This is a genomic window from Pelagimonas sp. (genome assembly GCF_050633425.1).
Taxonomy (GTDB): domain Bacteria; phylum Pseudomonadota; class Alphaproteobacteria; order Rhodobacterales; family Rhodobacteraceae; genus Pelagimonas.
Map to the genome: position 1 here is coordinate 107042 of NZ_JBOEGM010000026.1, position 12456 is coordinate 119497.

Here is a 12456-nt window from a genome sequence, read left to right on the forward strand (position 1 = left end):
ATGCCATCGCTTTTACCCATCGCTCTCTTTGCGTTTACCATGTCGTTTTTACCCGGCCCGGTGAATATCATCACCCTTGCCTCTGGCTTGCAAAATGGTGTCCGGCCGACGCTAGGCTTTGTGACTGGGGCCACGTTTGGTTTTGCAGGGTTGTTGGCGGTCATTGGTGTCGGAATGGCGGAGATGCCGGAAACTGGTGGGGTTATCTTAGATGTGATGACCTGGGCCGGGGCCGGGTTGATCGTTTATATTGCGATGCCGCTTTTTCGGCCAAACGCCTTGGGCACATCCCAGAAACAACCGATCCCAACCTTTGCGCAGGGCGCGTTGTTGCAATGGTTAAACCCCAAAGCGTGGGGCGCGATCCTTGCGGCGCTCTCATTGTTCAATCTGCGGCCCGGATCACTTGACCTTGTCTGGGTGATCGCGGTGTGGAGCGTTTTGTGTTTCATCGGGGTTGGAGTTTGGGCGGTGTTTGGTGCGCAGATGCAGCGCCTTTTGCGCAACCCCGCCTACATGACAATGATGTGCCGTGTGATGGGCAGTGTTCTGCTCCTCCTAGTGGGTATCTTTCTTTGGCGCTGGGCGCAATCCTGACGACCCCCTTCCCACAGCGCCGGGGGCAGGCTATACGCCCGCATGGTTCAGAATCCGCCCAATATCCGCCCCGACCTTGCGCCACGTGCGCAATTTGGTGACACGCGCCGCGATGGCCAGCCGACTGTTGGCATGGTCTCGCTCGGCTGCCCCAAAGCTTTGGTCGATAGCGAACGCATCCTGACCCGGCTGCGCGCCGAAGGCTATGGCATTTCGCCCGACTATTCCGGTGCCGATGCGGTGATTGTGAACACCTGTGGGTTCCTTGATAGCGCCAAGGCCGAAAGCCTTGAGGCGATTGGTGAGGCTTTGCAGGAAAACGGCAAGGTCATCGTGACCGGCTGTCTTGGTGCGGACCCGGAATACATCACCGGCGTGCATCCCAAGGTTATGGCGGTCACTGGCCCGCACCAATACGAACAGGTGTTGGATGCGGTGCATGGGGTTGTGCCACCGTCGCCCGACCCGTTTATTGACCTGTTGCCGGCCCGTGGCATTAGCCTAACCCCGCGCCATTTCAGCTATCTGAAGATTTCTGAAGGCTGCAATCACAAGTGCAAATTCTGCATCATCCCGGATATGCGCGGCAAGCTGCAATCGCGGCCCCACAAGGCGGTGCTGCGTGAGGCCGAAAAGCTTGTCGAGGCTGGTGTGCAGGAGCTTCTAGTGATCAGCCAAGACACCAGCGCCTATGGCGTTGATTGGAAAGATGGCGAACGCGGGGCTGAAAAACACATTACCCGTCTTGCACGTGACCTTGGCAGCCTCGGGGCGTGGGTGCGCCTGCATTATATCTATCCTTACCCGCATGTGCGTGAGCTGATCCCGCTGATGGCGGATGGCTTGATCTTGCCCTATCTGGACGTGCCATTCCAACATGCGCATCCTGACACGCTCAAACGCATGGCGCGTCCGGCGGCGGCGGAACGCACCTTGGACCGGATCGCAGAATGGCGCGGCATTTGCCCCGACATTACCCTGCGCAGTACCTTCATCGTAGGCTATCCGGGTGAAACCGAGGACGAATTCCAAACGCTATTGGATTGGATGGACGAGGCGCAATTGGACCGCGTCGGGTGCTTTCAATATGAAAACGTTGACGGCGCGCGTTCAAATGACCTGCCCGACCATGTACCCGATGAGGTCAAGCAAGAGCGCTGGGATCGGTTTATGGAAAAGGCACAGGCGATTTCCGAAGCCAAGCTCGAAGCCAAAGTTGGCAAAGTCATGGATGTGATTGTTGACGATGTCGACGAAGATGGCATCGCCACCTGCCGCACCAAAGCCGACGCACCGGAAATTGACGGCAACCTGTTTATTGACGAAGGCGCAAGCGATCTTTCGCCGGGTCAAATTGTTTCCGTTGAGGTAGATGAAGCCGGGGAATACGACCTGTGGGGTAAATTGGTTTAACCTAAAGGATCTATCTTTGTTCACCAATATGGATGGGCAATCCGTTTTGGCCGAGTTGGCCAAATTGCCAAACGGACAGCGACGCAAAACTGCCCGCCGATTGATCTACAAGAAAAAGCAACGCCCGAGTGATTTGGGCGAGCAATTGGTTTTGCTGGAACATTTGTCTCGTGATGACGTGTTGACCCAGTTTGACCGCTATTATGCAACCATCGCAGGCGCGCATAAAATATGTGAGCAAACCCGCGTAGATCTTGCCAACAGTTGGGCAGATAAAATGTGGGCGGATTGGGCTGATGTGCGCAAAATGCCAATCGCATACGGCCTGCGCAAGGATCGCACGCATTTGGTGTTTTCCTGGATCAATGTGGCGATGAACATTGATTTGCTGCGTGGCGGAAAACATGCCGGCGACTGGGCTGATGCCGCCTTTGCGGAACTTGATCATTTGAACCCGCGTCAAATGACCCCCTATTTGTTCAATAGTAACAGCAACATCATCAAGGTGATTGGCATTGGCCTCCTGTCGCGGCCGGATCAACTTGAAGCCCGGTTTGAGTTGGCTCTGAGCTTGGAGTCTTATGGGATCGAGATCAATAACCCGATATTTTGGTGGGTCTTTAGCCGCTTTAGATCGCCCGAGCGCTTTAAGGATGTAAAGCTGCGTGCTGCCTTCAATTCGCACCGCAATTCGATGCGCCGGATTGATGCGATGGAGCAGGCTTGCAACGCCGCTGGCGGCGATGCCAAACGCGCGGCATTTCTCCAAGTCGCCAAACTATGCGTGGCGCAAGCGACACCTGCGCAACAAGAGGCATTGTTACATGTGGTGAAAACCCAAGTTCTGACCTGAACAAAAGGGCGGAACCATCAGAAGCAATTGGGCCGCCGTCAAACGGTTTCGTCTTCGAGGTGCATTTTCATGTCGATCAGCACCTTTTGAATCTGCAGGGTTTCTTTCAGCAAACGTTTGGCTTCGTTGGCCGAAATCACACCATCTTCGATGGATTGGTGGTATTCGGCCATCAACATGCCAAAGCGCTGTGACAGGGCGATCACATCCGAATTCACGCCACCCTCTTTTTCGGAGTTCCGGCGGCTGTCATCAAAATGCAGCATAATGCCCTTAAGCTCTGCCAGTGCCGCTGTGACATGCGGATATGAGGCGGCCTCTTCGAGCGCGGCAACCGCGTCAACAGGCATGAACCTGTCTTGATGCTCAGGATAGTCAGAATAATAGCGCCCAAGCGTTGCTTTGGATTTGCCAGTTAATTCGCAGGCGGCTTCGATGCCTACATCCTTGACCAATGCTTCGATGTGCTTTTTCAGGTAGCTACCGACAGATGCCATTTATTGTCCTCGTGCCCGGGACGTTCCGGGGAACTTTCCAACTCCATTCCCATTACCGCTATCTGCCAGAAATGTCATGTAGAAAACAGCCCTACACGTGGTGGGGGGTAAGAGTTTCCGGTTCCCAGACCGGACTTGGTGCAGAGAAGGGAAGGCTTTGAATGGTCTCTGGGGGTGCTTTGGTTATCCGCCCCTTCTCGTCAAAACTTGTTGGTTCAGGTTCCGGGTCTCGTGACCCCCGGGGCTTTCCCAGGGATCTGGACCTGAACCAATGAGCTTTTTACAGCGTTCCATCTTGCTCATTTTGGACTGTTGCGGCACATGGTTGCGCCATGGCCAAACTGCATTTCCAATACTCAACGATGAACGCGGGCAAATCGACCCTGCTGTTGCAAGCCGCGCATAATTACAATGAACGCGGCATGCAGACCTATCTGCTGACCGCTTCCTTTGATGATCGTGCCGGGGCTGGTAAAATCGGCTCCCGGATCGGGTTGTCGCGGGACGCGGACCTGTTTGACAGCAAGGCCGATCTGTTTGCCGAGATCAAAACCCGTCTGGACAAAGGGCCTGTTGCCTGCATTTTCGTCGACGAAGCTCAGTTTTTGACCAAAGATCAAGTGTGGCAACTGGCCCGTGCTGTTGATGATCTGGGCGTGCCGGTCATGGCCTATGGCTTGCGCGTCGATTTTCGCGGTGAGCTGTTTCCTGGGTCGGCTGCTCTGCTGGCCGTGGCCGATGAAATGCGCGAGGTGCGCACCATTTGCCATTGTGGACGCAAGGCGACTATGGTCATCCGACAAGATGATCAGGGCAGGGCGTTGGTAGATGGTGAACAGGTGCAAATCGGCGGCAATGAAACCTATGTTAGCCTATGCCGACGCCATTGGCGCGCGGCCGTCGGTGACAAGGGTTAAACGCTGATGTTTGGGCTTCCACTGAACGCTCAAACCTTTTGGACCGGCCTTGTCGTCGCGATTGTCGGATTTTTCAGCTCTTTCCCGATTTTCCTACAAGGTGTCGAAGCCATGGGGGCCAGCCCCGCCCAGGCCTCATCGGCGGTTATGGCCGGGTCCGTGGCCATGGGCATCGCAGCGATCTTCTTAAGCCTGCGCTACAAAATGCCCGCCAGTGTCGCATGGTCGACGCCGGGGGCGGCGCTCTTGGCGGTCTCTGTACCGGATGCCGCCGGGTTTGCCGGGGCGGTGGGGGCATTTGTCTTTGCAGGCGTCTTGGGGGTTGTCTCTGGCTTCTGGCGGCCCTTGGCCCGTTTGGCCGCCGCAATCCCTGCGCCGATCACTATGGCGATGTTGTCCGGCGTGTTGTTCTCAATCTGCCTTGTGCCGTTTCGCAGCTTGGCCGAGGCTCCGGCCATTGCCGTGCCGATCATGCTGACATGGTTTGTGGTTGGGCGGTTTTCACGTCTCTTCGCTGTGCCTGCTTCGGTCATTGCGCTGGTGATCCTTGTCGTCATCCAAAATGATGGATTTCCGGTGCCACCCGATATCTTGACCGCCCCCGTGGTCGTGATGCCGGTGTTTTCTCTCTCCGCGGTACTAAGCCTGGGCTTGCCTTTGTTTCTTGTCACCACGGCGACGCAAAACATTCCCGGTGTCTCGGTCCTAAAGGCCAATGGCTACGAACCGCCCTCGGGGTCTCTCTTTGCGACGGTCGGGGTGTTTAGCATCCTTAGCGCGCCCTTTGGGGCCATTTCGACCTGCGTCGCCGCAATAACGGCGGCGATGTGTTGTGACGAAAACGCCCATCCTGACCCGGCGCAACGCTATATGGCGGCGGTCTGGGCTGGCTTGTTTTATTGTCTCTTCGGGGTCTTGGCGGCGGGCGTGACTTTTATCGCCGGGCTTGCACCGCCCATGGCCATGGCCACCCTTGCCGGTGTGGCGCTTTTCAATGTCTTTGCCAACTCTGCATCGGTCGCGTTAGGCAACGAAGACACTCGCGAAGCCGCGGCTCTGACCTTTGTCATGACGGCGTCAGGGGTGACGATGCTTGGGCTAGGGGCGGCGGTATGGGGCCTGTTGGTTGGCTGCGCGGTTCACCTGATCAAGGTCAAGTCAAACCGCGCGCGGTGATTGCAATTAGGCCCGTTCGACCAGGACCGACCCAACCGAATATCCCGCCCCAAAGGAACAAATCACGCCGCGATCTCCAACTTGCAAGTCGTCGGAATTCTGCGAAAAGGCGATGATCGACCCGGCCGAGGACGTGTTGGCATAGTCTTGCAAGATATTGGGCTGTTCCCCGGCTTCTGGCACGCGCCCCAAGACTTTCTTGCCAATGAAATCATTCATCGTCTTATTGGCCTGATGCAGCCACAAACGGCGCAGATCACCGGCGTCCCAACCGGTATCGGACATGTGGCTCAGAATATGCGCCGACACCATAGGCAGCACCTCTTTGAACACTTTACGCCCGTTTTGCATGAACTGCATGTCGCGGCGGTCGTCCATCTGGTCGTGTGCTTTTCGCAAGAAACCGTGGTTGTTGCGGATGTTGTTGGAAAATTTGGTCGCACAGCTGGTTGATTGAATGGTGAAATGCGGGCCATTGGCCTCTTCGTCGCGCTGAATAACCACTGCCGTTGCCACATCGCCAAAGATAAAATGGCAATCTCGGTCGCGCCATTCCAAATGCCCGGAACAAATCTCTGGGCAAATCACCAAAGCCCGGCGCACCGAGCCTGACCGCACCATATCCGCCGCCGCCTGAATGCCAAAAGTCGCCGAAGAACAGGCGACATTCATATCAAAGGCAAATCCATCGGCTCCCAGCAAGTTCTGAATTTCAATTGCAATCGCGGGGTAGGCGCGTTCGTGGTTAGACGCCGCACAGATCACCAAATCAATGTCCGTCCCGGCCAGCCCAGCCATCCCCAGCGCCTTGTTCGCAGCATCAAGCCCCATCTCGGCCATGATCCCCGGCACCCCGTCTTCGCGCCCCGGCAGTTGCGGATACATCCGATCTGGATCAAGCACCCCGGCCTTGTCCATCACATAGCGGCGTTCAATCCCGGATGCGTTGAAGATAAACTCGGAACTGGAATGCGCCATGGCGTCCACAGTCCCCGCGTCTATCGCCTCGGAATGTGTGGCGTTCCATCGATCTGCATAGGCGTTAAACGCCACCACCAATTCGTCATTGCTGATCGATTGCGACGGGGTGAACACCCCATGACCGGTGATGGCAGGTTGATACATCGAAAATCTCCTTTGGGGCACGACCGAACCCCAACCGCGCCCAGAGGTCAAGCTTTGCCGCTGGGTCAGCCGGATTAATGCATCCGGGAACCGGCAGGAACTGGCTTATCGGGGCGGGCCAGCACGATGTCGCCCGCCTCATCCGAAAACCCAAGCACAAGCACTTCGGACATAAACGGCCCGATTTGGCGCGGGGGGAAATTTACCACCGCCATGATTTGGTGCCCAACCAGGCTTTCGGGTGTGTAATGGGCAACAATCTGGGCCGAACTTTTCTTCTCACCGATCTCACCACCAAAATCGATCCATAGCTTGATCGCTGGTTTGCGAGCCTCGGGAAAGGGTTCGGCGCGCAGCACTGTCCCCACCCGAATATCCACCGCCAGAAAATCGTCAAAACTGATCTCAGCCATTTGCCAACTCCTTGGACCTGTTCACAGCCGCGCCCACCGTGGCCTCGATTAGCTTGGGCAAGCCTGTTGTCTCGTCCATCAACACCTCCAACCCAGCTTGGGTTGTGCCATTGGGCGAGGTCACATTGCGCCGCAATTGCGCCGGGCTTTCTTCGCTGTTTGCCGCCAAAGCTCCGGCCCCCGCCACCGTCGCCTGCGCCAGTTGCATGGCCATCTCGGCAGGCAGGCCTTGGGCCTCGGCCGCCGCCGCCAGACATTCAATCATGTGAAACACATAGGCCGGACCTGATCCGCTCACTCCGGTTACCGCATCAATCTGCCCTTCATGTTCCAAACGGACAACCTCACCAACCGCCGAGAGCAAGTCTTCTGACATGTCGAGATGCGCAGGCGTTGCCAAAGCGTTGCCGACAACGGCGCTGATCCCCTGACCAATTGCGGCGGGGGTGTTTGGCATGGCGCGAATAATGGGCGTCTGGGCCCCCAAAATCGTCTCATATGTGGCGATGGTGATCCCTGCAGCCACTGACAAAAACAGCGTCCCGCCATTCCCCAAAGCCTGCAAATCTGGCAGGGCCTCTTGCATCATCTGAGGTTTTACCGCGATCAACACAATCGCCGGATCATGGGGGAGCCCCTCATTGAGATGCACCCCCTGTGCCGCAAGCCAGTCAGACGGATACGGGTCCGTCACCCAGACCGACCCGGCCGGCAACCCACGCGCCAACCAGCCCTCAAGCATGGCCGATCCCATTTTACCACATCCCAACAGCACCAGCCCGCGCCGTGCGATTTCGCTGTCTTGCATGTCATTCCCCAAATTTCTGGCCCAAATCCTAATGTCCAACAGCTACGCAAAGAAAAAGGGCACCGCAATGGCACCCTTTGTTTTCTTCTGCCCAAACATGATCAGGCGGAAACGGCCGCTTATCGCAGGCAGATGTATGTGCCCCCCAAACGGCGGGTCTTGCACTCAGGCGCGTCCGTAGGCTTCGGCAATGGCAATCTGCATCGCATCCTTGGCGCTACGGTCGGTCCAGATCATCAGCTGGAATGCCGGGTAATAGCGCTCAGCGCTCAGCACGGCGGCGTTGATCATCGTGTCGATTTGTTCAGGCGATGCAATATTGCCCCCGGCCAGAACCAGACCATATTTGTACACCATAAGCTTTTGCGGAGCCCAATAGCTGAACGATCCGGCCCAGCATTGATCGTTGACAAGGTTCAGCCCTTCGTGAAGCGACGCGACTTTGTCTTCTGGCGGATCCATGTCAAAGGTACAGATCATCCGCAGCGTTTCATCGCCGCCGGACCAGGCCAATGTGATGGAATATGTGCGCCACTGGCCTTCGACGGCCATGGCGATTTGGTCATCAGCCAAACGCTCAAATTCCCAGTCATTGTGAACAGCAATATGTTCGACAATGTCGATTGGATGCAGGTCTTCCTCAAGATAATGCTCGGACAGGGACATGCCGTCACCTCTTTTGTTATAGCGCTGGGGGGACCGATTTCCGCCAACGCTTGCTGACTGCTCTAGGGTCTGCGTTGTATTCCGCGACCCTTACAAGATATGGTGCATGGGCCGAGGGGGGGAAGTAAAGCAATATTTTCCGTATGCACACAGTAAGTTGTGGACGAAATGGACTTGTCCACAGAATATAGGCTTATCCACAGCCTGTCATGTCGGTTAGCTCAGGATGTCAGGCTCAGACCAAAGCAAACCTGCTGAACCTCGGCCACGGAACCTTGGGGCAAGACTTGAAAACCTTGTTCAATCAAAACCTTGCCCTCATGGATCAGTTGAAAGGTCCAGAGTCCCAGAACAAGCTCATCATCGGTTTCAAACGAGTACAGATTGACCAACGGGTCGTTGCCACGCATGGGCGCGTGCCAGCTTTGTTGCGTGATCCCGTCGGGGCCCATCGGTGGGTGAATTATACGCATCTTTGCCCCGTTTAGCTCCGTTTCGTCGCGAAGAACGGTGCGCAGGCCAAAGCTCAACCCAATATGTGCCGGGACAAACGCGGTCGCGACATCCACCTCTTTTTTCTGATCAATCAGGTTTATGACACCCGAGGCCGTGTCCGGCGCAGGCTCTGTCCCACCCAGTTTGATGTCGCAAATCACACCGTAATCCAACATTGTGACCGGTGACACATCGTCAGCGGCCATTACCATATGGGGCGTCACAAGAAGAGCGAAGGGCAGGGCAAAGCGGTGCATGGTTTGATCTCGAAAGGGGCTCCACTCCATATAGGAACGGGTGCCGCCATTTCTAAGACAGTGGCCCGTCTTTGCAAGCGCGTCGCGTTTCAGGGGCCTCGTGGGCGGGCACAATGTCATAGCTTTGCTGGTAAACAACCAGATCGCCATCCGAAAGCCGGAAGGTCCAAGTGCCGGGGACAAGCTCAAAGCCGTCCTCAAACGTGTATCCAACAATCGTCAGCCCTCGGGCGTCCAATGTCGGCCAACTCTGCCCCGTTTGGTTTTTCGGTCCCATCGGCGGATGCGTCACGCTAGCGACATACATACCGCTTGTGGGCGGCGCTGAGACGGCAAGAATTGCGCCAAAGGTGCGCGGGATTTCGGCGGGAATGGTTCGTGTTTGAACCGCGAAATCGGGGAATTTGTCGCGCAAAATGACTTCGCCATCGACCGTGTCGTGGCCCGATTCCAAAGTGCCCGGACCCAAATTACAGGCCACGCCGAAACTCAACTCCTTCACATAGGGCAAAACAAAATCGGCCTTCCCTGCGTGTGCAGGAAAGGCCATGATAAACATCAAAATTGCGAAGCGCATTAGCCGATAGCCACGGCTTTTACATCCTCATCAATGAACGGCACATATTGTTCAAAGTTGTCTGCGAACATCTGCACCAGCTTCTGTGCCTGGGCGTCGTAGGCTTCTTTGTCGTCCCAGGTTTTGCGTGGATCAAGCAACAACTCCGCAACGCCTTCGACCTGAACAGGCACTTCAAAGCCAAAGTTCGGATCTTTACGGAATTCTGCGCCGTTGAGCGAACCGTTCAGCGCCGAGTGCAACAGCGAGCGGGTGGCGCGGATCGGCATACGCGACCCTTCGCCATAGGCTCCACCGGTCCAACCGGTGTTGACCAACCAGCAGGTTGCGCCATGTTTGGCGATCTTGTCGCGCAGCAGGTTGCCATAGGCTTCTGGACGGCGTGGCATGAATGGCGCGCCAAAGCAGGTTGAGAATGTTGGCTCTGGCTCGGTCACGCCGCGCTCTGTGCCCGCAACCTTGGAGGTGAAGCCAGACAAGAAGTGATACATCGCCTGCGCAGGTGTCAGACGCGCGATCGGAGGCAAGACGCCAAAGGCATCACATGTCAGCATGATGATGTTCTTGGGATGGCCACCCAGCGCGGTTTTCGACGCGTTGTCGATGTAGTGCAGCGGGTACGCGCAACGCATGTTCGCGGTCAGGCTGTCATCTTGGAAGTCAAGATCACGGGTCTCTTCGTCATAGACCATGTTCTCGATCACCGTGCCGAATTTCTCGGTCGTGGCATAGATTTCAGGCTCGGCCTCAGGCGAGAGGTTGATGGTTTTGGCATAGCAGCCACCTTCAAAGTTGAAGGTGCCGCGGTCAGACCAACCATGTTCGTCGTCGCCAATCAACACGCGCTCAGGATCGGCGGACAGGGTGGTTTTCCCGGTGCCCGACAGGCCAAAGAAGACAGCCGTATCAATCGGGTTGCCAACCGCATGGTTCGCCGAGCAATGCATCGCCATGATGTCTTTGCCAGGCAGGATGTAGTTGAGCAGGGTAAAGACCGATTTTTTGTTCTCACCGGCATATTCGGTGTTGGCGATCAGGATGGTCTTTTTGTCAAAGTTCATCGCGATCACGGTGTCGGTCCGACAGCCGTGCTTTTCAGGATCGGCCTTAAACGACGGGCAGTTGATGATCGTCCAATCGGCAACAAAGCTGTCCAGATCTTCGCGATCCGGGCGGCGCAGCATGTGGCGGATAAACAGGTTGTGCCAGGCCAGCTCAGACACAACACGCACGTCGATGGCATTGGCCGGATCGGCACCGCCCACCAAATCCTGTACGTAGTAATCCTTGCCCTTCATGTGTTCGATCATATCGGCATGAAGCGCATCAAAGCCTTCTGGCGCCATCGGGGCGTTGTTTTCCCACCAGATGGTATCGGCGACGCTTTCGGTCTTGACGATGAATTTATCCTTGGGGGAGCGACCGGTGAATTTCCCGGTGGTCACAAGGAATGAACCGCCCTTGCCCAAACTGCCTTCACCCCGTTTCAGGGCCGCTTCAATCAGTGCGGGCTCCATGAGGTTGTAATAGACATTGCCCAGACCTTCGATCCCTTGATCTTCAAGTCGGAATTGCGGGTTTACCCGTCCAAATGTCATATGCATTGCTCCTGTCGCAGCGCTGTCTTGGTAAGTTTATTGCGGCATGGGTGCCGCCCGTGAACGATCCTTTAGCACGTCGTTTTCAGGAGTGAACAGGACGCAAAAGCGCAGTTAGCGCAACCAGATCAAGGTTTAGCGATACCATAGCGAAAGCTTGCCCAGACTTTTTGGTAAATCACTGAATGTTTGCGCCCCCATCAGGAAACAAAGGTGAGGCTTTTTGGTCATTCCTTAACAGATTTCGTTCGAAATGTGGCAGTCAGAGCGCCTGATTCGCCGATTTGGATTGTTGAAAAGAGGTTAATGGCCCATAGTGGCGCAAAAAACAGGCAACCAGAGCAGTATAAGGAATGCCCAATGTCAAAAATCGCCCTAGTGGACGATGACAGGAATATCCTGACGTCAGTATCTATGACTCTTGAGGCTGAGGGCTTCGAAGTCGAAACATATAATGACGGTCAAGCCGCGCTTGACGCATTTAACAAACAGATGCCCGACATGGCCGTCTTTGATATCAAGATGCCACGTATGGACGGTATGGATTTGCTACAGCGCGTGCGCCAGAAATCCAAAATGCCGGTGATCTTTCTGACCTCCAAAGATGATGAAATCGATGAGGTTCTTGGCCTGCGTATGGGCGCTGACGATTATGTGAAAAAGCCCTTTTCACAGCGTCTTCTGGTCGAACGCATTCGGGCCCTGCTGCGCCGTCAAGAGGCCGTTGCCGGTGACATCGTTGGCGACACCGAAGAGACCAAGCTTATGACGCGCGGCTCGCTCTCCATGGATCCGCTGCGCCACGCGGTGACCTGGAAAGGCAACGACGTGTCGTTGACCGTCACCGAATTCCTGCTGTTGCAGGCGCTTGCACAGCGTCCCGGCTTTGTAAAATCGCGCGATCAGCTTATGGATGTCGCTTATGATGATCAGGTCTATGTGGATGACCGGACCATCGACAGCCACATCAAGCGCCTGCGCAAGAAAATGCGGACCGCAGATGACGAGTTTTCGGCAATCGAAACACTCTATGGCATCGGCTACCGGTATAACGAAGAGTAAGT

14 protein-coding genes are annotated in these 12456 nt (G+C 55.9%); 6 read left to right on the plus strand and 8 right to left on the minus strand.

Going from position 1 to position 12456, the window contains the following annotated elements; genetic code table 11:
• From ACRBB0_RS21550 to ACRBB0_RS21560, 3 genes are read left to right on the plus strand one after another with little or no spacing between them, the layout of a single operon-like run.
• Positions 1-597 (plus strand): LysE family translocator, encoded by a 597-nt coding sequence (locus tag ACRBB0_RS21550; RefSeq protein WP_431376534.1) that lies wholly within the window; start codon positions 1-3, stop codon positions 595-597.
• A 42-nt stretch (positions 598-639) separates the two neighbouring features.
• Positions 640-2010, plus strand: a complete 1371-nt coding sequence (rimO, locus tag ACRBB0_RS21555) for a 30S ribosomal protein S12 methylthiotransferase RimO (RefSeq protein WP_431376535.1) — start codon at positions 640-642, stop codon at positions 2008-2010.
• A 16-nt stretch (positions 2011-2026) separates the two neighbouring features.
• Entirely contained in the window at positions 2027-2863 is an 837-nt protein-coding gene (locus tag ACRBB0_RS21560) for a hypothetical protein (protein ID WP_431376536.1), read from the plus strand.
• A gap of 38 nt (positions 2864-2901) precedes the next feature.
• Here ACRBB0_RS21560 and ACRBB0_RS21565 read toward each other — a convergent pair whose 3' ends face one another.
• Positions 2902-3360 (minus strand): hypothetical protein, encoded by a 459-nt coding sequence (locus ACRBB0_RS21565; RefSeq protein WP_431376537.1) that lies wholly within the window; start codon positions 3358-3360, stop codon positions 2902-2904.
• A gap of 332 nt (positions 3361-3692) precedes the next feature.
• On the opposite strand from ACRBB0_RS21565, the gene ACRBB0_RS21570 reads away from it, so the two are divergent.
• Entirely contained in the window at positions 3693-4277 is a 585-nt protein-coding gene (locus tag ACRBB0_RS21570; RefSeq protein WP_431376538.1) for a thymidine kinase, read from the plus strand.
• A gap of 6 nt (positions 4278-4283) precedes the next feature.
• Positions 4284-5453, plus strand: a complete 1170-nt coding sequence (locus ACRBB0_RS21575; RefSeq protein WP_431376539.1) for a benzoate/H(+) symporter BenE family transporter — start codon at positions 4284-4286, stop codon at positions 5451-5453.
• A 6-nt stretch (positions 5454-5459) separates the two neighbouring features.
• Here ACRBB0_RS21575 and ACRBB0_RS21580 read toward each other — a convergent pair whose 3' ends face one another.
• From ACRBB0_RS21580 to ACRBB0_RS21610, 7 genes are all read right to left on the minus strand, one after another.
• Entirely contained in the window at positions 5460-6578 is a 1119-nt protein-coding gene (locus ACRBB0_RS21580) for a beta-ketoacyl-ACP synthase III (RefSeq protein WP_431376540.1), read from the minus strand.
• Between the two features lie 74 nt (positions 6579-6652).
• Entirely contained in the window at positions 6653-6991 is a 339-nt protein-coding gene (locus ACRBB0_RS21585; protein WP_431376541.1) for a tRNA-binding protein, read from the minus strand.
• A complete protein-coding gene (proC, locus tag ACRBB0_RS21590; RefSeq protein WP_431376542.1) occupies positions 6984-7799 on the minus strand; it encodes a pyrroline-5-carboxylate reductase in 816 nt (271 codons plus the stop codon). The genes ACRBB0_RS21585 and proC overlap by 8 nt, the downstream gene beginning before the upstream one ends.
• Before the next feature lie 165 nt (positions 7800-7964).
• Positions 7965-8465 carry a YbjN domain-containing protein gene (locus tag ACRBB0_RS21595; RefSeq protein ID WP_431376543.1) on the minus strand — a complete coding sequence of 167 codons (501 nt, stop codon included), beginning with the start codon at positions 8463-8465 and terminating at the stop codon, positions 7965-7967.
• 221 nt (positions 8466-8686) lie between these two features.
• Positions 8687-9217 (minus strand): DUF3859 domain-containing protein, encoded by a 531-nt coding sequence (locus ACRBB0_RS21600; RefSeq protein ID WP_431376544.1) that lies wholly within the window; start codon positions 9215-9217, stop codon positions 8687-8689.
• Positions 9218-9269: 52 nt separating this feature from the next.
• Positions 9270-9794, minus strand: coding sequence for a DUF3859 domain-containing protein (locus ACRBB0_RS21605; RefSeq protein ID WP_431376545.1), 525 nt, complete (start codon positions 9792-9794; stop codon positions 9270-9272).
• Positions 9794-11392 (minus strand): phosphoenolpyruvate carboxykinase, encoded by a 1599-nt coding sequence (locus ACRBB0_RS21610; RefSeq protein ID WP_431376546.1) that lies wholly within the window; start codon positions 11390-11392, stop codon positions 9794-9796. The genes ACRBB0_RS21605 and ACRBB0_RS21610 overlap by 1 nt, the downstream gene beginning before the upstream one ends.
• A 360-nt stretch (positions 11393-11752) precedes the next feature.
• Between ACRBB0_RS21610 and ACRBB0_RS21615 the strand changes: the two genes are divergently transcribed.
• Entirely contained in the window at positions 11753-12454 is a 702-nt protein-coding gene (locus tag ACRBB0_RS21615; RefSeq protein WP_431376547.1) for a response regulator transcription factor, read from the plus strand.
• Positions 12455-12456: the final 2 nt, after the last annotated feature.

Excerpts from the sequence above, each read along its gene's own strand:
- ACRBB0_RS21600 (WP_431376544.1), bottom strand. The coding sequence starts at position 9,217 with ATGCACCGCTTTGCCCTGCCCTTCGCTCTTCTTGTGACGCCCCATATG.
- ACRBB0_RS21605 (WP_431376545.1), bottom strand. The coding sequence starts at position 9,794 with ATGCGCTTCGCAATTTTGATGTTTATCATGGCCTTTCCTGCACACGCA.
- ACRBB0_RS21610 (WP_431376546.1), bottom strand. The coding sequence starts at position 11,392 with ATGACATTTGGACGGGTAAACCCGCAATTCCGACTTGAAGATCAAGGG.
- proC (WP_431376542.1), bottom strand. The coding sequence starts at position 7,799 with ATGCAAGACAGCGAAATCGCACGGCGCGGGCTGGTGCTGTTGGGATGT.
- ACRBB0_RS21550 (WP_431376534.1), top strand. The coding sequence starts at position 1 with ATGCCATCGCTTTTACCCATCGCTCTCTTTGCGTTTACCATGTCGTTT.
- ACRBB0_RS21595 (WP_431376543.1), bottom strand. The coding sequence starts at position 8,465 with ATGTCCCTGTCCGAGCATTATCTTGAGGAAGACCTGCATCCAATCGAC.
- rimO (WP_431376535.1), top strand. The coding sequence starts at position 640 with ATGGTTCAGAATCCGCCCAATATCCGCCCCGACCTTGCGCCACGTGCG.
- ACRBB0_RS21570 (WP_431376538.1), top strand. The coding sequence starts at position 3,693 with ATGGCCAAACTGCATTTCCAATACTCAACGATGAACGCGGGCAAATCG.
- ACRBB0_RS21575 (WP_431376539.1), top strand. The coding sequence starts at position 4,284 with ATGTTTGGGCTTCCACTGAACGCTCAAACCTTTTGGACCGGCCTTGTC.
- ACRBB0_RS21585 (WP_431376541.1), bottom strand. The coding sequence starts at position 6,991 with ATGGCTGAGATCAGTTTTGACGATTTTCTGGCGGTGGATATTCGGGTG.
- ACRBB0_RS21580 (WP_431376540.1), bottom strand. The coding sequence starts at position 6,578 with ATGTATCAACCTGCCATCACCGGTCATGGGGTGTTCACCCCGTCGCAA.
- ACRBB0_RS21615 (WP_431376547.1), top strand. The coding sequence starts at position 11,753 with ATGTCAAAAATCGCCCTAGTGGACGATGACAGGAATATCCTGACGTCA.
- ACRBB0_RS21565 (WP_431376537.1), bottom strand. The coding sequence starts at position 3,360 with ATGGCATCTGTCGGTAGCTACCTGAAAAAGCACATCGAAGCATTGGTC.